The 22428-nt window shown below is 62.8% G+C and carries 13 protein-coding genes, 3 tRNA genes and 1 pseudogene; 5 read left to right on the plus strand and 12 right to left on the minus strand.

Annotated elements, in window-relative coordinates; genetic code table 11:
• Window positions 1-18 precede the first annotated feature (18 nt).
• From recD to recC, 3 genes are read right to left on the minus strand one after another with little or no spacing between them, the layout of a single operon-like run.
• Complete coding sequence (gene recD / locus R3175_RS05820; protein ID WP_318942936.1) at window positions 19-2241, minus strand: exodeoxyribonuclease V subunit alpha; 2223 nt, start codon at window positions 2239-2241, stop codon at window positions 19-21.
• A complete protein-coding gene (gene recB, locus R3175_RS05825) occupies window positions 2238-5969 on the minus strand; it encodes an exodeoxyribonuclease V subunit beta (RefSeq protein ID WP_318942937.1) in 3732 nt (1243 codons plus the stop codon). The genes recD and recB overlap by 4 nt, the downstream gene beginning before the upstream one ends.
• Window positions 5962-9549 (minus strand): exodeoxyribonuclease V subunit gamma, encoded by a 3588-nt coding sequence (gene recC / locus R3175_RS05830; protein ID WP_318942938.1) that lies wholly within the window; start codon window positions 9547-9549, stop codon window positions 5962-5964. The genes recB and recC overlap by 8 nt, the downstream gene beginning before the upstream one ends.
• 234 nt (window positions 9550-9783) lie before the next feature.
• Here recC and R3175_RS05835 point away from each other — a divergent pair, with 234 nt between their 5' ends.
• Genes R3175_RS05835 through R3175_RS05845 form a run of 3 tightly spaced genes read left to right on the plus strand, consistent with a single transcriptional unit; the run spans window position 9784 to window position 14575 of the window.
• Window positions 9784-11388 (plus strand): FAD-binding oxidoreductase, encoded by a 1605-nt coding sequence (locus R3175_RS05835; protein WP_318942939.1) that lies wholly within the window; start codon window positions 9784-9786, stop codon window positions 11386-11388.
• Between the two features lie 11 nt (window positions 11389-11399).
• Window positions 11400-13016, plus strand: coding sequence for a glycerol-3-phosphate dehydrogenase/oxidase (locus R3175_RS05840; protein ID WP_318942940.1), 1617 nt, complete (start codon window positions 11400-11402; stop codon window positions 13014-13016).
• Window positions 13013-14575, plus strand: coding sequence for an FGGY-family carbohydrate kinase (locus R3175_RS05845; RefSeq protein WP_318942941.1), 1563 nt, complete (start codon window positions 13013-13015; stop codon window positions 14573-14575). The genes R3175_RS05840 and R3175_RS05845 overlap by 4 nt, the downstream gene beginning before the upstream one ends.
• 133 nt (window positions 14576-14708) lie before the next feature.
• On the opposite strand, the pseudogene R3175_RS18095 reads toward R3175_RS05845, so the two are convergent.
• The 8 genes and pseudogenes from R3175_RS18095 to R3175_RS05885 form a co-directional block, all read right to left on the minus strand.
• Window positions 14709-14795: pseudogene (locus R3175_RS18095) on the minus strand (PEP-CTERM sorting domain-containing protein); the annotation flags it as partial.
• Window positions 14796-15308: 513 nt separating this feature from the next.
• Window positions 15309-15382: transfer RNA gene (locus R3175_RS05855), tRNA-Cys, on the minus strand.
• A gap of 95 nt (window positions 15383-15477) precedes the next feature.
• Window positions 15478-15553: transfer RNA gene (locus tag R3175_RS05860), tRNA-Gly, on the minus strand.
• Between the two features lie 114 nt (window positions 15554-15667).
• Window positions 15668-16246: a CDP-diacylglycerol--glycerol-3-phosphate 3-phosphatidyltransferase gene (pgsA, locus tag R3175_RS05865; protein ID WP_318942943.1), complete on the minus strand. Its 579-nt coding sequence runs from the start codon at window positions 16244-16246 to the stop codon at window positions 15668-15670.
• 5 nt (window positions 16247-16251) lie between these two features.
• Window positions 16252-18105: an excinuclease ABC subunit UvrC gene (gene uvrC / locus R3175_RS05870; protein ID WP_318942944.1), complete on the minus strand. Its 1854-nt coding sequence runs from the start codon at window positions 18103-18105 to the stop codon at window positions 16252-16254.
• Window positions 18089-18748: a UvrY/SirA/GacA family response regulator transcription factor gene (uvrY, locus tag R3175_RS05875; protein ID WP_318942945.1), complete on the minus strand. Its 660-nt coding sequence runs from the start codon at window positions 18746-18748 to the stop codon at window positions 18089-18091. The genes uvrC and uvrY overlap by 17 nt, the downstream gene beginning before the upstream one ends.
• A 93-nt stretch (window positions 18749-18841) precedes the next feature.
• Window positions 18842-19093 carry a hypothetical protein gene (locus tag R3175_RS05880; RefSeq protein ID WP_318943002.1) on the minus strand — a complete coding sequence of 84 codons (252 nt, stop codon included), beginning with the start codon at window positions 19091-19093 and terminating at the stop codon, window positions 18842-18844.
• Window positions 19094-19205: 112 nt separating this feature from the next.
• Window positions 19206-20822 (minus strand): methyl-accepting chemotaxis protein, encoded by a 1617-nt coding sequence (locus tag R3175_RS05885; protein WP_318942946.1) that lies wholly within the window; start codon window positions 20820-20822, stop codon window positions 19206-19208.
• Between the two features lie 171 nt (window positions 20823-20993).
• On the opposite strand from R3175_RS05885, the gene R3175_RS05890 reads away from it, so the two are divergent.
• Together R3175_RS05890 and R3175_RS05895 are read left to right on the plus strand one after the other, a co-directional pair.
• The gene (locus R3175_RS05890) at window positions 20994-21272 is read left to right on the plus strand and encodes an acylphosphatase (RefSeq protein ID WP_318942947.1); all 279 of its coding nucleotides are present in this window, start codon (window positions 20994-20996) and stop codon (window positions 21270-21272) included.
• A gap of 118 nt (window positions 21273-21390) precedes the next feature.
• Window positions 21391-21481, plus strand: a tRNA-Ser gene (locus tag R3175_RS05895).
• Window positions 21482-21737: 256 nt separating this feature from the next.
• Here the strand turns inward: R3175_RS05895 and R3175_RS05900 are convergent.
• Window positions 21738-22412, minus strand: a complete 675-nt coding sequence (locus R3175_RS05900) for an RES family NAD+ phosphorylase (protein ID WP_318943003.1) — start codon at window positions 22410-22412, stop codon at window positions 21738-21740.
• Window positions 22413-22428 lie beyond the last annotated feature (16 nt).

Here is a 22428-nt window from a genome sequence, read left to right on the forward strand (position 1 = left end):
GCTGCCGGCCGCCGCACCCTATTCGGCCAACAACAGCTCCCCCAGGCCACTGGTTCGGGTCACCCGCCGCGACAGCGCCTGTTCGAACACACCGGCATCCGGCAACAGTAGGCTGAACCAGTGCCGGGCGCGGGTTATGCCGGTATAGACCAGCTCCCGGGTCAACACCGGGCTGATACGGTCCGGCATAACCAGGCAGGTATGGGTAAACTCCGATCCCTGGGATTTGTGGACAGTCATGGCATAGACCGTTTCCACTTGCTGCAGGCGGCTTGGCAGGACCCAACGGATCTTGCCGCTGCCGTCGCCCGCGGGAAACGCCACCCGCATCACCCAGTGACCGCTGTCCACCTCCAACCTGCCGGACCGCCACTGCCGCGCGGGTACCTCCAGGGCAATGCCGATGTCTCCGTTCATCAGGCCCAGGCTGTAATCGTTCCGGGTCACCAGAACGGGCCGTCCGGGAAACCAGCCTTCGGAGCTGCGAATCAAGCCGGCCTGGCGCAGGCCCGAGGTGATCAGGTCATTGAGGCCATCCACCCCCAATGGGCCCCGACGCAGTGCGCAGAGCAACTGAAACTGGCCATAGGCGCCCAGCACCTCGTTGGCCCAGGCATCCCAGTCCTCCATCGTCGCCTGCGGATCGGGGCGGCGGGACTTCATCAGCCTCAGGTAATGCTGGTAGCCGGTTGGTGGTGCCAACAAAGCGCCTCGGAGCTGTCGGCCCTCGCCCCCGTTGGGGAACCGGTCGCCCCCCCCTTCGATGCAGTGACCGACGATTACCCGCTCCCGGTCGCCACCCCCCAAGCGAACCTGCGCCAGATCGGCGTAGCCATCGGTCAGCACCGCCCTCGCCGCCTCCGCCGGCCTGCCCCCGGTCGCGCCATTGACCGCCTGGGCCAATTGCCCGATACCGCTGTCGGCACCGAAGCGATAACTCCGGCGCAGCATGGAAACCGTCTGATCGAGCCCCGTCCCCTGTTCGCTGACCAGGGAACCGGGGAGGCGACATTCGGTGATCCGATGCAGCCAGCTGGCCGTCTCGGGTCGGTAGTGTCCCTGATCGGCCCGCTGGCACATCTCCCCCAGCACCGCGCCGGCATCCACCGACGCCAGCTGGTCCTTGTCCCCCAACAGGACCAGCCGCGCCCGGTCGGGCAGTGCATCCAGCACCCGGGCCATCATTTCCAGGTCCACCATCGAAGCTTCATCGATCACCAGTACGTCCACCACCAGGGGATTGCCACGGTGATGGCGAAAACCGCGGGAACCGGGAACGCTGCCCAGTAGCCGGTGCAAGGTGGTGACGGTGGTGGGAATCGCCTCGCGCAGCACCTCGCTGTGGGGCAACCCGGCCAGGTCCAGGCCATTGACCGCGCCGGCGATGGATTCGTTGAGCCGGGCCGCCGCCTTGCCGGTAGGCGCAGCCAGGCGGATGCGCAGGGCCCGCCCGGTGTCCGGGCTGGACAAGGCAATGTGCTGCAGGGCCGCCAACAACTTGACCACGGTGGTGGTCTTGCCGGTACCGGGACCGCCGGTCACGATGCCAAACCGCTGCCGGGCGGCGTTGGCGCAGGCCACTTTTTGCCAGTCCACCTCACCGTCGCTGACGGCCGGAAACAATGCGCCCAACGCCTGCGACAGCGCCTGGGCGCCCTCGCCGTCCGGATTCTCCATGGCCGGCAAGGGGGTCAGCCGACTGGAAAGCTGTTGGTGAATCTGCCGTTCATAATGCCAGTAGCGGCGCAGGTACAGACGCATGTGGCTACGAACCAGAGGTGTGGTGCCCTCCGCTTCCCCCTGCCCATCCACCAGCAACGGATGCCGTAAAGCCTCCAGCCAGTCGCTCGGCTGCAGGCGGCCCAACAGATCGGATGGCAACAGCTGGCGCTCCGGCGACGCGGCATCTTCCGGGGGCAGCGACAACGCATCGTTGAAGCCATCCCGGGCCATGGCCGCCAGATCCAGGCACACATGGCCGCGCCCCAGCTGATGCGACGTCAGCGCCGCAGCCAGCAGCAATAACGGCGTCGCTGGCCGGCCGGCTGCCTCCGCCTGTTGGCGCAGGAACCTGACCAGCGCCACATCCAGGGCGCGAAGCCACCCCAACAGGCACCACCGGTCAAGCAACTGCTCCAGCCTGTCGGCATCCGCCAGTACCTGCGCCGGCGTCAGGGGCGTGGCAGTGTCGGAACCGCCCTCCCCGACGCGGGCTTCGAACTCCAGTGGATTATCCGTCACAGCAACGACTCCTGTGTCATGACGCCATCGTCGGCAAGGTCCCCCGGTCGGAACAGTCGGTCCATGGCCTCGATCATCCGCCGGTCGGGGCGGTCGAAATGCAGGCCCCTGGCCTCGCCCTGGCTGCCCCTCAGGAACAGGTAGACTGCGCCGCCCACATGGCGATCGTAATCGTAGTCCGGAATGCGGGACGCCAGTAGGCGATGCAACGCCAGCAGGTACAGCGCATATTGCAGGTCATAGCGCTTTTCCGCCACCGCCCTGGCCATGGCCTCCGGGGAGTAGGCGTCGTCGTTGACACCCAGCGTGTTGGACTTGTAATCCGCCACGTAATACCGACCCTCGTGTTCGAACACCAGGTCGATGAACCCCTTGAGCATGCCATTGAACGTCACGCTGGTGGCCGGTGGCCGTACCGAAAGTACCTGGGCCGGCCAGTCCCGAAGCGTGTAAGCCCGCACCAGCCGGTCCAGTTCAAGGGTGGCAACCTGGTGGCTGGCGAACCAGAACTCCATCTCGGGCATCGCCTGGGTCAGTTCGCACAGGCGCAGCGGCGCCGCGTCCGGCACCGCCAGGGCGGTTTGCAGGAATCCGCGCAACCACCGCAGTAACGCGCCCGTCCAGGCCTGCCAACCGCGACTGAGGCACTGCTGGTAGACCCGCTCCTCCAGCTCCGCCGGCTCGGCCAGCACGGCCGCAAAGCCCCGCTCTGCGCACCACTCCAGCTGGTTGTGCAGGAAGGTGCCGGCCCCGGCGCCCCGATAGAAGCCATGGAGATCGGACGCTCCCTCTGCCGGCTCCGCCACCGGGGGCGGTAATGGTGCGTCCAGGCGCTCCTGCTCCTCCTGAAATCGCTCGGCGTCGGGGGTTTCCGATTCCGGACGCAAGAGCGGTGTCGGCGGCGTTTCCGGGGCACTGTCTGCGGACCGATAACGGATGGCCGAGTAGCTTGCAATCCACCACTGTTCCCGGGCCGGACGGACGGGCTCGCGGGCGGGGCCGAGACGCTGGGGGGGCGGTGGCCGATAGGCGTCCTCACCCATGGCGGGCAGCGGGGTTACGACCAGGTGGGGGCAGCCGTGGGCCATGCGCTCCAACGGCTCCCGCAGACTGGCAGCCGCCCCCTGCCCCGCCAGGTAGCTCAGGGCACTGCGGGCCTCCGCCCCTTTCAGCGCCGGCGCGCCGACCCAGGTGGCATAGCGGGCGCGGGTGAGGGCCACGTACAACTTGCGGATATCCTCTCCCAGACGCTCTTCATCCGCCTTCTGCAGTCGCTCGTCTGAGGCTTCGAAGGCGACCTGCAGCTCGCCGTCTTCATCGTGCCAACGCAGGGGCAGGTCCTTACCGTTGACGGGGCGGCAACTGGTGGCAAAGGGCAAGAACACCAGCGGATACTCAAGGCCCTTGGATTTGTGGACGGTCACCACCTGTACCAGGTCCGCGTCGCTTTCCAACCGAACCTGCATGGCATCGGAGTGCCTGTGGGCATCGGTCATCATGTCGCGGAATCGGCGGATGAGGGACTGCTCGCCATCCACCTGCTGGCTTTCCTGCTGCAGCAGTTCGGCCAGGTGCAGCACATCGGTGAGAATCCGCTCGCCCTCGTTGCGCCGGAGCAAACGGGCCGGCACCTCGAATCGCTGGAGGAGACGCCGGAGCATCGCCAACACCCCCTGGCGCTGCCAAGTGTGGTGGAGTTGCCGGAACGCTTCGATCTCGGCCTCCCAGGCCAACTCATTGCTGCGCAACTGGTCCAGGGTCTGCCAGTCCAGATTCAGAGTGGCCGTGGCCAGTGCCGCCCGAACCAGCCGATCCCGCTCCGGCTCGGCACAGGCTTCCAGCCAATACAGCAGGTCCCGGGCCTGGGGTGTCTCCAGCACCGAGGCCCGGTCCGACAGGTAGACGCTCTTGACGCCACGCCTGGCCAGAGCGGCCCGCACCAGCCGGGCTTCCGTGCCGTTGTTCACCAGTACGGCCACATCGGCGGATTTCAGCCCCGCCAGGCGACCATCCGGGTGCCGGAAACCCGCCTCGCCGGTCTGGCCGAGATTGAGCAATCGCACGATTTCCGATGCGCAGGCCTCGGCGGTTTCGTCCATCACGTCGGTTTTCCGGTCCTCGCCATCCCGCACCCAGAAGGTCAGCGCCGGCGGTGCCTGCTGCTGGATTTCCAGGGCTTCGGACCGGCCGTTGGCCTCCACCGGGACAAACGGCACCGGGTTGGCGTCCGCCCCCTTGAACAGGAAGGCACCGCGGATGGCCGCGCCTTCGGCAAAGTCGAACACCTGGTTGCTGGCGGCCACCATCGGTGCCGCCGACCGGAAGTTGCGCGGCAGCGTCACATGACGGCCCGCAGTAGCATCGCGGGCCTTCAGGTAGGTGAATATGTCCGCGCCGCGAAAGGCGTAGATGGCCTGCTTGGGGTCACCGATCATCAACAGGCCGTTACCGGCGTTGTTTTCCCGCACCCGGTAGACCGCATCGAAAATCCGATACTGCACCGGGTCGGTGTCCTGGAACTCATCGATGAGCGCCAGCGGGAACTGGTGTCGAATGGCCGCAGCCAGCCGCTCCCCACCCGGCCCGCTGAGCGCTCGGTCGAGCCGGGTCAACAGATCGTCGAAGCCCATCTCCGAGCGGCGCTGCTTTTCCCGTTCCAACCTGGCCGCCACCCAGTGTGCGGCGTGAAACAGCATCTCCTTACGGGGCACACCCTGCCCGCACGCTGCCTGTATCTGCTCTACCCAGCGAACCAGGGGATGATCCGCCGGCGGCTCCCCCTTCTTCCAGGCCGCGGTCATGCCTTCGGGCGTCAACCGTTCCCAGGCTTTATCGGTCAGGTCCGGGGGGCTCAGATCACCGGCATCCGCCCATTTCCGCAGCCGCTCCAGCCAGCCGTTAACGTGATTGGACCGCAACATATTGCCATTGAAGGCTTTTTTGGACCGGGCCTGTTCCAGCATTTGGGCGAAATCAGCCACCGCGGCTGCCATCTCCGCTCGCGCCCGGTCAAACAGCTGCCGCCGCTGAGCCACCAACTCGCCCAGAAGCGCGCCTGGGGCGGCATCGCCGGGAGGCAGTCGCTCCCCCAGCGCAAGCAGTTCGGGCATCTCGTCCTGAAGGGCCTGCGGAGTCTTAATGGCCTTCAGCCACAGTCCGGCGGCATCCGGATCCAACGGAGTCACGAAGGTCCGCCAGTAATCCCGGATGACCTGGGCCAGGAGTTCGCTCTGATCCGTTTCCAGGTTCTGGTTGAACAAGCCCCCGCTGTCGAAGGCATGTTCCCGGAGCATTCGATGGCACCAGCCATGGATGGTGTGGACCGATGCCTCGTCCATCGACTCGGCCGCCAGTTCCAGCAACCGGGCCTTGGCCGGCCACTGGTCCGGGTCGCTGTACTGGTCGCGGAGTTGCCGCAGGGGATTGGCGGCATCCCCCTGCCCGGGCTCTTCCCGGAACACCGCTGACGCCTCCGCCAGCCGTTGCCGGATGCGGTCCCGCAGTTCCTTGGTGGCGGCCTCGGTAAAGGTCACCACCAGGATATCCCTGGGGGTCAACAGGCGTCCGCATTCGGGCACCTGACCGTGGGCCAGGATCGCCCGCACGTACAGCAGGGCAATGGTGAAGGTTTTACCGGTGCCCGCGCTCGCTTCGATCAGCCGGCTGCCGTTCAGCGGAAGGCTCAGAGGGTCGAGCCGCTGATTGCCGGTTGCAGAGTGCCTATCCATTACGTCCTGCCTCCTTAACGGCGTCCCAGAGCGGTTGGTAGAGTCGCTCGCTCCAATACTGGAATTCATCATCGGCCAGCAGGGCGTCGAAGGAGGGATAGGCCCGGCGCAGCGCTGGTACCTGGTCCATCTCCCCCTGCTGCTGGAACCCGCCTTCGTAGGTGGCGCGGGCGTCTGCCAGGGCCTTGTCCTCGGACTTGGCCCGGCCCGCCAGCCAGGCAAACGCGGTCTTCGGGGCCACGGGCAACGGGGTCCGAAGGCTGGTGAGCCAGGCCGCCACCAGGTCTTCCAGCAATTGCGCCGCCTCGGCACCCGGCAATGGCGGCAGGGTGATATCACCGGCCTTGCTGAGCAGGCAGGTCACCACCGGCGTGTCCGACAGTTGGCAGGCCGCCAGATGGCTGACCCAGGGGGCCAGGAAGTGGTGCCAGCGATACCGGTTCCGGTTGTCCGTCAGCCCGGTGCTGGACAGGCGCACTAGGGCCCGCCCCCCTGCCGGCGACCCACGAAACGGTCCCAGCCAGTCGGCCACGGTCACCGTCTCTCCCTGCACCTCATAACGCCGGTCGAAGGCCTGCAGATCCAACTCCTCCGGGTAATGGCCCAGCCATTCGCGGTAGCGCAGGCACAGTGCCGGCAGGTCCGCTTTTACCCGTTGCTCCAGCACCCGTCCAACCCCGCCGCTGGGCAGGTCGCCCCTGGCCGCCTGACGGCGAATCTCACGGTCCAGCGCCGCCTCCAGCTCGGCCTCGTCGACGCTGGCAGATTCTGCCGCGTTGGTAACCACCCTACGAATCAGTTCGTCACTGAGCTTCCAATGGGCCAGTCCATCCAAGACGAAGGGTTCGTCGTCGGCGGCGCCGGTGGTCAGTTCTTCAAAATGGACACCAAACCGGGCCTGGAAGAAGCCCTCAACCGGGGCGCGAAGAAAGCGCCCCAGGGTTGCCAGCCCGACCGGCTCGTCCAGCAGACCCTCGGGCAGGTCCTCAAACCTGGGTGCGGCGGGCGCCTCACCTTCACTTGCACCGGTGGGCGAGAGGGCCTGACGCCATTCCCGGGCATAGGTGAACAGGCCCTGCGGGCCGCCGCCGGCTCCCGCGCCAAAATAAGCCGGGCTGAAGGGTTGCAACGGATGTTCGGTGGTCAGTCTGTCGGTGAGCCTGCGCCCTGCCCCGGTCGCCGGATCGACCGGGCGTATGGTGTCCAGGTGGTCCCGAAGCTGGGCGACCAGCACCGACGGCGGGCGCTCGGTGTTGTCGTTGACACTGTAGCCCACCCAACTGATGTAGAGCCGCTTCCGCGCGGAAAGCAATGCTTCCAGGAACAGATACCGGTCGTCCTCCCGCCGGGAACGGTCCCCCGGCCGGTAGTCCTCGGCCATGAGGTCAAAGTCCATCGGCGGCTGGTTCCGGGGGTAGTCGCCATCGTTCATCCCCAGTAGACAGATATGCTGAAACGGAATCGCCCGCATGGGCATCAGCGTGGCAAAGTTCACCTTGCCAGCCAGGAAGCGCTGACTCAGCCCGCCCTGATCGAGACTCGCCAGCCAGACTTCCCGCACGATGGCCAGTGGCAGCTCGACGGACTCCAGGCCCGCCCCGTCACAGGCCTGCAGCCACCCTTCCACCCCCTGCTCCAGACGGGTGAATACCAGCGCGTCTGCTTCGTCCAGGGGCCCAAAGAACTCCGCTCGCAGTTCGCTGAGCAGTTGCGCCCACTGCCGCGGCGTATGAGGGTCGGAAAGCCGACGCCAGAGTCGCTCCAGCCCGGCCAGTAGCCGTTCCAGCTGCCCCGCCAGCCGGCTTTCCAGGCCACCGACCTCGCCATAGGGCTCAATCCCCTGCCACGCCTCGCCATCCCCGACCGCGTAACCCAGCAGCATCCGCCGCAGGCCAAAACTCCAGGTATGGTGCTCCATGCCCTCGGGCAGCACCAGGGACGCCCGTTGGTGGGCGTCCAGCCCCCAACGGATGTTGGCGCCATGAATCCATTGATGCAGCTGGGGCAGTTCCTCCTCGGCCAGGTCAAACCGCGCCCGGACCGAGGGGACGTCCAGCAGGTCCAGTACATCACTGACCGAGATGCGGGAATCCGGCAGGGACAGCAGTTTTTCCAGCGCGATCAACGCCGGAACCTGATGCCGTTCGCCCTGATCGGAGATGGTGAAGGGAATAAAGCGGTCGTCGTCGGGGTCCAGTTGGCCGAAAACCGCCTCGATGTGAGGGGCATACTGGTTGATGTCCGGCACCATCACCAGAATGTCCTGGGGCCTCAGCTCCGGATCGTCGCTGAACGCGGCCAGCAGCTGGTCGTGCAAAACCTCCACTTCCCGTTGCGCGCTGTGGACGGTATGGAACACCAGGGAACCGTCCAGCGGCTCGGCTTCCACCATCGGTTGCACGGCCTCATGGTTGGGGCGGAGGTTGAGGATATCGTCCTGTAACTGCCTCAGGAGTGACTGCTGCGGTCCGGGAACGCTCTCCAACGGACTGGTGAACAGGTCGATTCGGTCAAACCAGTGGCGGTAATCATGTTGGTTGTCGTACTCGTCCAGCATGCGGATGTAGTCTCGCCCCTGCTTGCCCCAGGCCGCCAGCAGCGGCTGGGCGTGCAGGTGCAGGTTGCTGTCATCGAGCACCGCCGGCATGCCGGTGCGCTGGGCGCCCCGCCGGTTAACCGCCCGCAGCAGGTCCCGGTCCTCGATGATGTCCGCCCAGTAGTACCGGCAAGGATTGTGGATGCACAGCAGCACCTGGCTGCACTGTCCCAACCGGCTCAACACCTCCAGGGTTTGCTGGGGTAGCGACGACACCCCGAAGACAATCAGGCGTCGCGGCAACCCTGCGGGTCGGTTGTCCGGCCCCAATCCACCGGCCGCCGCCAGGAATCGGTTATGGATGTCCGCCCGGCTGGCGTCGACGCTGCCCGCCGGCTGACGCTGAATGTCCTGTTCCAGCCGTCGCCACAGTGCCGCCTGCCACCGTTGTTCCTGGGGCAACACCTTCTCCTGGCTGCCGCGCACCAGGATCACGTCCCTGCCCTGTTGCCACTGGGCCAGCCAGTCGGCGCGGTAGACCTGGTACTGGTCAAACAGGTCGGCAATCCGTTCCGCCAACTGATAACGCCGGCGCTCAGGCTCGGCACCGGCCAGGAAGCGAGCGAGCGGCGCAAACAGTGACTCATTGCTGAGCCCGGGCAACAGACGGTACAGACGCCAGGTCATCTCATCCTTGTCGTAAGGCGACCGGGTCGACACCGTATCTGCGCCCAGCACCGCCCGATAGGCCTGCCACAGGAACCGGGACGGCAGCGAGAACCGCATGGCCGCCGCAATCCCCAGTCCCGCCAGCTCCGGGTCGTCTTCGTCCCGCGCCAACGCCAGTTTCAACCATTGGGCGATACCATTGGAGTGGACGAGGAAGACCTCTTCATCCAGCGGTGGCAGTGGAAACTGGCGAATCACTTCCACCACCAGTTCCCGGAGGTCTTCCAGGCGATTGGCGTGGATCACCTGAAATCCGACAGGGTGGCCCGGCTCAGGTGGTTCGTTGTCGAGGTGACCAGAAGGGCGTTCCGCCATGGTTCCGATAAAGCTCCGATGCGACCGCCTGGCCCCGGGGGATCAAGCAGTGAGGTTGTCGTGAATCGTTAATATCGCGCAGGAGAATACCTCTACAATCCCTGCTGTCCAAACGCAATGCTTTTCCCACCTTCCGTTGCCCCGACTTCCTGTCGGTCGCGGCGGTTGTGGGGGCCGGATGCCCCGGAGGGCACCCGCAAGCGTCACAACAATAGCAGCAGGAGAGGCGGCAACATGAAACGTTGGAATGGCTGGGGCGATGATCAGTTTCACCTGGACTTGCCCCCACAGGGAGAGCAGTTCCTGATGGAGCGGGTCGGACCGGGAATAACGCTGGCTGATGCGGAGCTGAGTGAAGTCTGCCGTCAGGTGCCGCCCTCCCGACTGCCTTCGCACCCCCTGATCGATACCACCGAAGAAACCCGCGTGCGTCACGCCCGTGGCCAGAGTCTGCCCGATTGGCTGGCCATGCGCAGCGGGGATTTTGGGACCTTTCCCGATGGCGTCGCCCTGCCCGAATGCGAAGAGGAGGTCCGTGACCTGCTCCAATACGCCCAGCAGCATAACGTCGACGTAATTCCCTATGGTGGCGGCACCAGTGTGGCGGGCCACATCAATCCCCTGGCCGGCGACAACCCGGTGCTGACAATCAGCCTGGCGCGCATGAACCGCCTGCTGGACTTTGACCCGGAGAGCCAGATTGCCACCTTTGGTGCCGGCACCCCGGGCCCGCTGGTGGAGTCACAACTGCGCGCAAAGGGTTATACCCTGGGGCACTTCCCGCAATCCTTCGAGTTATCCACCGTTGGTGGCTGGGTGGCCAGCCGCTCCAGCGGCCAGCAGTCCCTGCGCTATGGCCGCATCGAACAGCTGTTCGCTGGCGGCAAAACCGAAACACTGCAGGGCACCCTGGAGATTCCCACCATTCCGGCTTCCAGTACCGGGCCCGATATCCGGGAGATGATTCTGGGCTCGGAAGGGCGGATCGGCATCCTCACCGAGGTCAAAGTCCGGTGCACGCCCCTGCCGGAGCGGGAGACGTTCCACGTTGTGTTCTTCCCCAACTGGGAGAAAGCCCGCACCGCCGCACGCACCCTGGTACAGAGCAAGGTACAGCTGTCGATGCTGCGGCTGAGCAATGCCACCGAAACCGAAACCCAACTGGCACTGGCGGGGCACCCTCGCCAGATCCGTCTGCTGGAATCGTTCCTGGCATTTCGTGGCGCGCGCGATGAAAAATGCATGATGACCTTTGGCCTGACCGGTAGCCGCCACCAGTGCGCCTCGGCACTCAGGGAGGCACGGCGGATTGGTGCGCACCAGGACGGGGTGTACACGGGCACCTATCTGGGCAACAAGTGGGCCGAGAAGCGCTTCACCATGCCCTATCTCCGGGAAGCGCTCTGGGGACTGGGGTACGCGGTCGACACCCTGGAAACCGCAACGGACTGGGACAACGTCGATGCCCTGCTGGACAAGATGGAGTCCACCCTGCGCCAGGGGCTGGCCGGTATACAGGAGAAGGTGCATGTGTTCACCCATTTGTCCCACTTTTACGGCCAGGGCTGCAGCATCTACACCACCTACGTGTTCCGCAACGGGGAGGACTACCCCGAAACCCTGCGGCGCTGGAGCCAGCTGAAACAGGCAACCTCAAAAGTCATTGTCGAGAATCGGGGCACCATCAGCCACCAGCATGGTGTCGGTAAAGATCACGCCCCCTACCTGCCCGTGGAGAAGGGCGAGCTGGGTATGCGGGCCATTCGCGCCCTTTGCCACACCTTCGATCCGGACCAGCGACTGAACCCGGGAACACTCATTGACAACGACGACGCTTGAGGGGAGGCACTGTGACCGATCATCACCGATCCCGAACGGCGGCGCTCCGGCATCTGGCAGACGGTGACAACCGCTTTGATGTGATTGTTGTGGGCGGCGGCATCACCGGTGCCGGAATCGCACGAGAGGCTGCCGGCAGTGGCCTGCGCACCCTTTTGGTTGAGCAGAGGGATTTTGCCTGGGGCACGTCCAGCCGTTCGTCGAAAATGGTCCACGGCGGCCTCCGCTACCTGGGCAGTGGACAGTACCGGTTAACCCGTGACGCGGTTCGGGAGCGCCAGCGCCTGCTGGTCGAAGCCCCGGGTCTGGTTGAGCCCCTGCCCTTTGTCATGCCCCACTTTCGCAAGCAGTTTCCCGGGCCCCGGCTATTCGGAGCGCTACTGTGGCTGTATGACCTGATTGCCGGCAAGCGAACGCGCCGCCGACTGACCGCCGCCGAAACCTTGCAGTGGGTTCCCGGCCTGGCACCAACGGGCTTAACCGCCGGCAGTGTCTTTACAGACGCCGTCACCGATGATGCCCGCCTGGTCCAACGGACTCTTGAAGAAGCCAGCCACGACGGTGCCGTCTGCATCAACTACCTCCAGGTTCGTGAGGTATTACGCGAGCACGGACAGGCCCGTGGCGTCATCCTGGCAGACCAGGCCCAGGCCGATGCCAACCCAACCGAGTACTCCGCACACGGGAAGGTCGTGATCAATGCGACCGGGGTCTGGGCGAGCCAACTACTCGACTCGGAAAAACGAATCCGCCCCTTGCGGGGCAGTCACCTGGTACTGGCCCGGTCTGCCCTGCCGGTGTCCTGCTCGGTTTCCCTGCTGCACCCGGACGACGGTCGCCCGGTGTTCGCCTTCCCCTGGCATGGCGCGACGGTACTGGGGACCACCGACCTGGACCACCACACCCCCTTGCTGAAAGAGCCCCGCATCACCGGGCCGGAAGTGGCGTACCTGCTAAAAATCGCCGCAACGCTTTTCCCCGGCAGGCCGATCGGGGCGAACGACATTCTGTCCTCCTGGGCCGGGGTGCGGCCGGTCGTCAGCTCCGGTGATGACAAGTCACCGTCACGGGAAAACCGCGAACACGTGATCTGGGACGAAGGCGGTCTGGTGACCGTTGCCGGAGGCAAGCTCACTACCTTCCGCCTGATCGCCCGGGAGGTCCTGGAGCGTAGCCGGCCCTACCTGGATTGTCCGGCGCTCCGCCCGGACCAGCAACCGGTGTTCTCTGCGTCGCCGCCACGGCAACGACCTTCCGGAATCAGTCACCAGACCTGGCGCCGGCTTTCCGGTTTCTATGGTCCCCAACTCGACGAAGTCCTGCAGGCCGGGCCCACGGAGCCAGTAGCCACTACCAATACGCTGTGGGCAGAAGTGGTCTGGGCCGCCGCACATACCGACGTCGTTCACCTGGATGACCTGATGCTGCGTCGAACCCGACTCGGCCTCATTCTGCCGGATGGTGGCCAGGCCATCCTGCCCCGTCTTCACAATCTGTGTGCGCCCGTCCTGGGCTGGGACGATGCGCGCTGGCAGACCGAGGTGAAGCGCTATCAGGCCCTGTGGCAGTCGGCCTATGCGCCACCGCCCTCAGCCGGTGACGCGGAATCCGCCGGAGGTGACGCATGACTTCACGCCAGCCGCTGATACTGGCCATCGACAATGGCACCCAGAGCGTCCGCGCCCTGCTGTTCGATACTGAGGGTAACCTTGTCGGCAAGGGCAAACAGGAACTGGAGCCGTATTTCTCCAGCCAACCGGGTTGGGCGGAACAGCATCCCGACTACTTCTGGGACCAGCTGGGACTGGCCTGCCAATCGCTATGGGCGAATACCGATGCCCGGCCCGCCCAGGTGGTTGGTGTCACTGTCACCACCCAACGGGGCACGGTGGTCAACCTGGACGCCCGGGGCAAGCCGCTTCGCCCCGCCATTCTCTGGCTGGATCAGCGTCACGCCAACGTGGAAGGGCCGTTACCGGGCCCGTGGGGCTGGCTGTTCAAGGTGGCCGGACTGGAAGACACCATCGCCCGGTTCCGCGAGAAGACCCAGGCCAACTGGATCGCCCAGCACCAGCCGGAGATCTGGCAGGCCACGGCGCATTACCTGCTGCTGTCCGGGTACCTTACCTATCGTCTAACCGGCGAATTCCGGGATTCCACCGGATGCCAGGTTGGCTACCTGCCCTTCGACTACCGAAAACAGCAGTGGGCCGGGCCGCGAGACTTCAAGTGGCAGGCCATGCCGGTACGACCAGACACCCTCCCCAAGCTGGTCCCGCCGGGTCACCCCCTGGGCTCGCTCACCCCGGACGCGGCCGCGCACCTGGGGCTCCCGCCGGGGCTTCCGGTGATAGCCGCCGCCTCCGACAAGGCCTGCGAGATCCTCGGCTCAGGCGGGCTGACCCCAAACATTGGCTGCATGAGCTACGGCACCACCGCCACCATCAACGCCACCAGCCGCCGTTATGTGGAGCCCACCCGGTTCATGCCACCGTATCCTTCAGCCCGCCCCGGCTATTACTCCACCGAAGTCATGATCTACCGAGGGTTCTGGATGGTCAGCTGGTTCAAGAAGGAGTTTGGCCTGCGCGAGCAGCGCATTGCCGAGGACAGGGGTGTTGAACCGGAGGTGCTGTTTGACGAACTGGTGCGTTCGGTACCCGCCGGCTCCATGGGCCTGACCTTGCAACCCTACTGGTCACCGGGGGTTCGGGAACCCGGCCCGGAAGCCAAGGGCGCCGTTATCGGCTTTGGCGACGTCCACACCCGCGCTCACCTGTACCGGGCGATCCTGGAGGGGCTGGCTTACGCATTGAGAGAGGGAAAAGAGCGAATCGAAAAGCGGAGCGGCGTAAAGATTGACCGGCTCCGGGTGGCCGGTGGTGGCTCCCAGAGCGATGCGGCCATGCAACTGACCGCCGATGTCTTCGGGCTCCCCGCCGAACGCCCCCACACCTACGAAACATCGGGCCTGGGCGCGGCCATCGATGCCGCCGTTGGCTTGGGGCTGCACCCCGACTTTGAGACTGCTGTGGCAAGAATGACCCGGGTGGGCCAGGTGTTCGAACCGCACCCTCAAACCAGCGACCTCTATGAGCAGCTGTACAGGGGCGTGTACTTGCAGATGTACCGCCGGCTACAACCGCTGTATCGCAAGATCCGGCAGATTACCGGCTACCCCAAATGAGCCATGACACTTGGGTTGAGGGACACTAAAAAGCCGAAGGTTTTTTCCTTGCGACAGAACGCCCCTTCGGCTAAGCAACGCACACTTTAACCCCATCACCTCCCAATATTACGGGTGAAGCAAGACGTGCCGACTAGTGCTTCCGTCTGCCCCTTGCGATACCGAGGCCAACCAGGCCAAGCCCCAGCAAAGCCAAGGTACCCGGCTCGGGAACCTCGACCGAATCTTTTGGCGGCTCGTCATAGTAGTCGCCACCACCATCCAGCAATCCGTTAAAGTCTCCCAAGCCAGCCTGGGCAACTGAAGCCACGCTCAATGCCATAGCCACGAACGCGAACCTGCAAAGCCACTTTCTGATCAGATCCATGGGTATGCCCTCATTGACGTTACAAACGTTTTATTCCGCCTTGGCAAAGCCAAGTCACTTGGAAATCAGCAACAACAAGGCCAATAACTCAAACCCCCGGAGATTATTGAACATTTGTACAACTTTCTCACAGCCACACCCGCCAATTGTTAAATGTTGTCAAATAGCCTGACACATTTACTTGGGGAGCAGACTGGCAACTCGAGGCAGGGACGGGAAACGGATAGCAAGGTATTTGTACGATCGTACAATTTTCATTCAGGTTACTGATTTACTGAACTGTCAACATAGCTGACGTTTGACAAGGAGGAGGACGTGTTTTCCAACCGCTGTCCGCGGTTACCACGAAGATCGCAAGAAGGGAAATGGAGGCGCGGGTCGGAATCGAACCGGCGTACACGGAGTTGCAGTCCGCTGCATAACCACTCTGCCACCGCGCCGGGAAAAGTCCGAACTAACTTGAGGACTTTCTGCTCTCAGGTGGACGTTGAGAGACTTGGATTGTCATCCCTGAACCGGTGACCCGGAAAGGAATTGGAGCGGGAAACGAGATTCGAACTCGCGACCCCAACCTTGGCAAGGTTGTGCTCTACCAACTGAGCTATTCCCGCATTTCAGTTACTGCGACTCGCTGTTGCCGTCGAAGTGGCGCATATATTAATGGATCGAGGCGCAGTGTCAACCCTTTTTTACCAAAAAATTACACGTAACTGATTGATTATTCTTTAATCAGCCCGTTCGACAGCCTGGTTGCGCGGCTCTCGTGGGAACAGGTCCGGCCAGGCGGCCTTGATGTACAACACCATGGACCAGAGCGTGAGCACGGCGGCCACGTACAGCAGCGACACTCCGGCATAGGCCCAGGAAACTCCCGGCGGGAAGGCCAGCAGCATGATGATGGAAACCATCTGGGCTGTCGTCTTGACCTTGCCGATGTAGGACACCGCGACACTCGCCCGGCTGCCAATCTCGGCCATCCACTCCCTCAGCGCCGAAATGACAATTTCACGGCCAATGATGATCACGGCCGGCAGCGTCAGGATCACACTGTGGTATTCCTCCACCAGGACAGTCAATGCCACGGCCACCATCAGTTTGTCGGCAACCGGATCCAGGAAGGCACCAAACGGTGTGCTTTGATCGAGTCGCCGGGCCAGGTAACCATCCAGCCAATCCGTTGCTCCCGCCAGCGCAAAGATGAGGGCGCTCACCATATAACGCCACTCCACCGGCATGTAAAAAATGATGACAAACACCGGAATCATGACGATTCGCGAGAGCGTTAGAATGTTGGGTAAATTCATAGGTCCTACTCGTCGTGCAGCGCGGCGTAGACGGTTTCTGCCAGGTTCCGGCTGATGCCCTGTACCTTGGCGATCTCATCGACGCTCGCCTTTCGTATTTCCTGTATGCCGCCAAAGTAGCGAATCATTTCGCGGCGTCGCTTCGCGCCAATCCCCTCGATGCCTTCCAAGGTGGATTGACGCCGTTTCTTGTCTCGGCGGGCCCGATGCCCGGTAATGGCGAACCGGTGGGATTCGTCCCGAATGTGCTGGATCAGGTGCAAGGCCGGTGAATCGGCCGGTACCCGGAACACATCGCCGGTCATGGCATCGATCAGTTGCTCCATTCCCGCCCGTCGGGTGACCCCTTTGGCCACCCCAATCAGCGGAATGTCGGAAATCCCCAGATCTTCAAAGACTTCCCGGGCGATGTTCAGTTGCCCTTTGCCGCCGTCAATAAACACCAGGTCTGGCCGTTTGCCCTCACCGGCTGCCAGCTTACGATAGCGCCGGCTCAATACCTGGCGCATCGCCGCATAGTCGTCCCCGGCGGTTACATCCTGAATGTTATATAGCCGATAATCCGACTTTAGCGGCCCATTCTCGTCGAAAACCACGCAAGACGCGACCGTATTTTCCCCGTGGCTGTGACTGATATCAAAGCATTCCATGCGGGAGGGCGTCTCTGCCAGCTCCAGTAACTCCCGCAGTGCCAGCAATCGGCGATACACGGTTTCCTTACTGGCCAGATGCGTCTTCAAGGTTTGGCGGGCATTGGTCATCGCCAGCTCCAGCCAGCGCCGGCGCTCACCTCGTACATTCCCCCTTATGCGCACTTCCCGGCCGGCCGCCTCACTCAGGGCCTGGGCCAATAATTCTGCCCCTTCCACGTCCACCGGCACCAGCACGTCCCGGGGAATGTCCCTCTTGACGTCGCCGCCAAAGTAGAACTGACCGAGAAAGGCGCTCAGAAGCTCCGACTCGGACTGTTCGATTGAGAAACGCGGGAAATAGTCCTTGGTGCCCAGGACGCGACCACCTCTCACTATAATCACCACGATGCAGACGATGCCCGCGTCCTGCTCAATGGCAATCACGTCGGCATCACCACCCTCACCATCAACCGACTGCTGCTCCTGAACATGGCGCAGGTGATTGATCTGGTCACGATACGCGGCCGCCTCCTCAAACTTAAGCGCCTTTGAGGCCTGCTCCATCGCCTCCATCAGGTCGTGGAGAATGGCGGGGTTCTTGCCTTCCAGGAACATGGTGGCATGACGCACGTCACGCTGGTATTCCTCCGGGGAGATATAGCCAACGCAAGGCGCGGTGCAACGATTGATCTGGTACTGCAGACAGGGGCGGGTACGGTTTCTAAAATAGCTTTCGCTACAGGACCTTATCTTAAATACCTTCTGTAGAAGGTTAAGACTTTCCTTGACCGCGCCAGAGCTTGGGAAGGGCCCGAACCAGGTTCCCTTCCCTTTCTTGCTGCGCCCTCTGCGAAAGGTGAGTGACGGATAGTCCTCGTGGGACGACAGGTAGATATAGGGATAGGACTTATCGTCCCGCAGCAGGATGTTATACGGGGGCCGCAACGACTTGATGAGGTTCTGCTCCAGCAGCAGTGCCTCGGTCTCGCTGCCGGTGACGGTCACCTCGATGGATTGAATGCGCGCAACCAACGCCTCGGTCTTGGGGGCCAGTCCGGACTTGCGGAAGTAACTGCCAACCCGCTTCCTGAGATTGCGAGCCTTGCCCACGTAGAGCACCTTACCGCTGGCGTCGTACATCCGGTAAATCCCGGGACGTTCGGTAAGTCGCTTGAGAAATCCTTTTGAATCAAATTCCTGGGCTGGTGAATCAGACCTTGTCGGCATCAAGTAACCCGAGTCTGACCGCCATCAACGCCAGTTCAACGTCACTGGATATTTCCAGTTTTTCGAAGATTCGGTAGCGGTAACTGTTGACCGTCTTGGGGCTGAGACACAGCTTGTCTGAGATGTCCTGAACCTTCTGACAGTCCACCACCATCAGGGCGATCTGCAGCTCCCGCTCGGATAGACGGTCGAAAACGGACTCGCCCTTCTCCTCGCCGAACTCACCGCCCAGGTTCTTCAGCGCCATCTTCTGGGCAATCTCGGGGCTGATGTAGCGTTGTCCGGTGTGGGCCATGCGAATGGCGCGGACCATTTCCCGGATATCGGCGCCCTTGGTGATGTACGCGGTGGCGCCCGCCTGCATGACCCGCGTTGGATAGGGGTCGTCGGCACAGGCAGTGACCACGATCACCCGAATAGAATCGTCAATCCTGAGGATGCGACGGGTAGCTTCCAGACCGCCGATACCCGGCATCCGGATATCCATCAGGACAATGTCCGGCCGGGACTGGCGCACGGCATCAATGGCCTCTTCCCCGGAAGAAGCCTCGCCGATGACTTCAATGTCGGGGTCGTCAGCCAGCATCCGGGTAATGCCCGAGCGGACCAAGTCATGGTCATCAACAACCAGTACCCTTATCAATTCTCACCTCGTGCCAGACGCTATTACCGGAAAATTACACAAGATTGTAACGGTTAGCTGCCCTTAACGGTAGTGACGTTGCGCACAACGGATTCAACCCGCGGACCCCAATCCAACGGAATTGTCGACCGGATCGAACCAGACCACCAAGTCTCCCCGCGTCACCGCAGCCATGACCCGGTCCCGCTCAGACAATGGCGCTTCGACGTCGTTGAGGCCGTGATAGCGGGTGCAGTATTCCTCCACCAGACCTTCGAGCTGATCGCAAGGAATCAAGTGTGTGTCCACGACAAACCGTTCGTCACGAGGGTCTGCCTGCGGATGGGAATTGGAATCCGGGTGCATAGTCATCCTGCCAACCAGCTAGTGAAGCCACTATCGTAATGAGCCGGGGCCCGGATGACCAGACCGCTGGCCGGTTTTCACAAGGGATCTGAGCAGTAGCGAAGGAAACCGATTACCCCAGACTGGCGGTTCGGAACGTGGCGGCCAGCGTGGTCATGGAATGGGACTCACTGCGCAAACCATCGCTGACGGCACGGGTACTGGCCACGCTCTCAATCAGCGCTTCGGCACTGGCATCCAGGGCGGCGGCCCGCCGGCCCACCCGGTCAATCTCATCACGCTGGACTGTCAGGGCTTCCCCAATGGCACTGCTGTGGTGCTCCAGGTCCTGAAACTGGTCCTTCAGGCCGGAAAGCTGGCGCTTTAGGCTATCCAGTCGCTGCTGGTTTTCGCTTCCGGCGGCCTGCATTTCCGACAACTGCCGCCCCACATCGCCAACCCCTTCCGTCAGGTCGGTCACCCACTGACGGATCTCCACCGTAGATTCCGCTGTGCGGCGGGAAAGGTTACGCACCTCTTCAGCGACCACGGCAAAGCCGCGACCGTGCTCGCCAGCCCGCGCAGCCTCAATGGCGGCATTCAACGCCAACAGGTTGGTCTGCTCGGCAATATCGGCGATTACGCCAGTCACCTGTTCGATATTACGGGAAGCCTCCGCCAGCACCGAGATGGAGCCGGACACCCGCTCAATCACCGCAACGGCATTCTCCGCGGCCCGCTCGCTCCCTTTCAGGCCCTCCTGGACCTCCAGGTTGCGGCCGACTGCGGCCTGCACGGTACGCGTAGACCGCTGGGTAATGTCTTCGATGGCGGACGCCTGGTCCGTGATGGCCAGCATCGAACTGGTGACATCCTGGATCTGCTGACGCGTCTTGCCGGAACTCCGGTGCACTTCTTCCGCCTGGCCATCCAGGGTGACCGACTGGTGATTCACACTTTGTGCGGTGGAGCGGATATCGGCAATGAACTGCTCAAACCGTCCCACCAATCCGGTCAGTGCCGCACCCACACCGGCCACTTCATCCTGACCGGTCACGTTGGGTAAGCGGGTCAGATCGGACGCCTGCTCCATGGCCCGGAGGTCCTGCTCAATAGACTGAAGCCGCACAATCACGGTCCGGCGCATCCACAGGGTGATGATCACAATAGCCAGCAGGAACACTACGGAACCCACCACCAGTGTCTGCTGCTGCAGGGACAAAAAATCCAGCAGACTGTCAGACTCTTGGGCAATGCGCTCACGGTTGGCCACCTGGCGCTGCCGAATAGACGCCAACATGGGATCCAGGGACTGGAACAGCTTAAAATCCACGACCTGCCCCACCCGGTAATAGCTCTTCTGCTCGATAGCCTCGGCGAGCGCCGTCATCAGGCCCTGCACCCTGGCAAAATTCTCCTGATTCTCGCGGGCCCAGCCCGCCAGGGCGTCGTTATCGGCCACAGGCTGCCAGTGCCCGGGCAGCTCCTCCGACACGGCGTCAAATTCGGTCTCGATCTCATCCCACAGCAATAGCTGGGCTTTGACCTTGTACGCCAAATCCTGGATGCGCCGGTGATCCTGCTCCAGGTCACTGAGCAACCAGGCTTCATGGAGATTCCCGCGAACCAGCTGATTGCTGGCCTGCTCGGCCCGCAGCATGATCACCCAGGCCAGCGACGCCAGCGCCGCCAGGGCAACAATCGACAAGCCGGAGAAAAACAGGATACGACTGCGGACGGTTTTCAGCATGAAGCTCCCTCGATAATGAATGTCCCGAAATGATATGGCGATTTTGTGTCACTTTTGTTTCATCCGGCACTTGCACAGCCCGCCCCTCCCCAGGCAAACCGCTTTAAACCGTCATGGGAGTCAGGCAAAGTAAATGGGAATGAAGGATTCAGGTACCCACGGGAGCACAGCATGAGCCAGACACGATGGACAATGCTTATCAGCGGACGTGTTCAGGGAGTCTACTACCGGGCCGCCACGGAAAAGACCGCCACGGAGCTTGGCGTCACCGGCTTCGCCCTCAACCTGCCCGACGGCCGGGTGGAAGTGGTCGCCGAGGCCGAACCGGCCACGCTCGAGCAATTCCACCAGTGGTGCCTGCAGGGCCCACCCGCGGCCCGGGTCGACAAGATAGACGTCACCGAATCGCCTGCCACAGGCGAGTTTGCCCGGTTTTCCATCCGACGCTGAAGGCCGAATCGGATTTTTTTTAACGAATTTCCAAATCGGAGTTGCCAAACCCCGTCAAAACCATTAAAGTTTGCGCCCTCAAATGAGCGACAACACCGCTGATTTGAAACAGTTTCTTGGAGAGGTGTCCGAGTGGCTGAAGGAGCACGCCTGGAAAGTGTGTATACGTTAATAGCGTATCGAGGGTTCGAATCCCTCCCTCTCCGCCAATTTAAAAGCCCAGCATATGCTGGGCTTTTTTATTGCCGGTTCGGTCGGTGACCGTCCAGGGCTTACCCTGAGTGCAAGCCCGTTCGCCGGGGCACGAACTTCGTTCGCACCGAGAACCCGGATCACCCCTCTCCGCCAATAAAAAACCCGGCTTTCAAGCCGGGTTTTTTATTGGCGGACCGGGAGGGTCAAGAGAACCCTCGCGGGTTCGACCGAAGCCTGCAACGCAGGCTGAGGAACGTCGGAGCAAAGCGACTAAGGCCTCGAAACCTTACTGATCGATCCAATCGCCTCCCCGGTCCAGACAAACTCGTAGTGGCAGGATTGGTGAATCCGATACACCTGTTTCGGTGTAAACAGCCCCCAGCATATCGCGCCTGCCTCTGCGCGCCGCACGGAGAGGAACTGAATCCCCGTCACCCCCAGCTTCCTGAGGGAGCGACCACACTCCCTGGAGGCTGCGTAACTTGTCCGGTCGTAGATGGGGTCGGTCATCGGTAGCGAGCAAGCGTCCTTGACCCCCTCCGTTCCGAACCGACAGACTAGGCCCCGGAATACAAACCGGTCGTACTGAAGCCCATGAACGCCTTGCCAGTACCGGGTTTGATGGTAGGCCACCTCAGCGATGGCCGTGGCGAACGAGTCCGCCATGTAGAGCACGCCATACTGGCCGTCGTTAAATCGGCCGCCATCCGGATTGACGTGGGTGAAGGGTGCGGTGGCATAGGCGCAGCCGGCAATCCCGAAGGGAATCTCCTCCCGGGGAATCAGATTAAGATCCCCCACCTCGCTGCGAAGCCGGGGATTGGTCATGGCCTGCAGTTGGTAGAGCGCCTCAAAGTCCTCCGCATCGGCGACATCGTCAAACAGGGCAATGGGCGGAAACTTGGAGTTAACCAGGCGAAACCCATTCGTTTCGGTGTCTTCCATCCATGGAAGCAACGTG

Origin of the sequence: Marinobacter sp., assembly GCF_033722735.1 — a bacterium.
GTDB lineage: Bacteria > Pseudomonadota > Gammaproteobacteria > Pseudomonadales > Oleiphilaceae > Marinobacter.

What these genes read in the sequence shown, in the direction of transcription:
- uvrC (WP_318942944.1), bottom strand. Translation starts at nt 18,105, where the DNA reads ATGCCGACAAGGTCTGATTCACCAGCCCAGGAATTTGATTCAAAAGGA.
- recC (WP_318942938.1), bottom strand. Translation starts at nt 9,549, where the DNA reads ATGGCGGAACGCCCTTCTGGTCACCTCGACAACGAACCACCTGAGCCG.
- R3175_RS05890 (WP_318942947.1), top strand. Translation starts at nt 20,994, where the DNA reads ATGAGCCAGACACGATGGACAATGCTTATCAGCGGACGTGTTCAGGGA.
- R3175_RS05845 (WP_318942941.1), top strand. Translation starts at nt 13,013, where the DNA reads ATGACTTCACGCCAGCCGCTGATACTGGCCATCGACAATGGCACCCAG.
- R3175_RS05900 (WP_318943003.1), bottom strand. Translation starts at nt 22,412, where the DNA reads ATGGAAGACACCGAAACGAATGGGTTTCGCCTGGTTAACTCCAAGTTT.
- R3175_RS05880 (WP_318943002.1), bottom strand. Translation starts at nt 19,093, where the DNA reads ATGCACCCGGATTCCAATTCCCATCCGCAGGCAGACCCTCGTGACGAA.
- R3175_RS05835 (WP_318942939.1), top strand. Translation starts at nt 9,784, where the DNA reads ATGAAACGTTGGAATGGCTGGGGCGATGATCAGTTTCACCTGGACTTG.
- recB (WP_318942937.1), bottom strand. Translation starts at nt 5,969, where the DNA reads ATGGATAGGCACTCTGCAACCGGCAATCAGCGGCTCGACCCTCTGAGC.
- R3175_RS05885 (WP_318942946.1), bottom strand. Translation starts at nt 20,822, where the DNA reads ATGCTGAAAACCGTCCGCAGTCGTATCCTGTTTTTCTCCGGCTTGTCG.
- pgsA (WP_318942943.1), bottom strand. Translation starts at nt 16,246, where the DNA reads ATGAATTTACCCAACATTCTAACGCTCTCGCGAATCGTCATGATTCCG.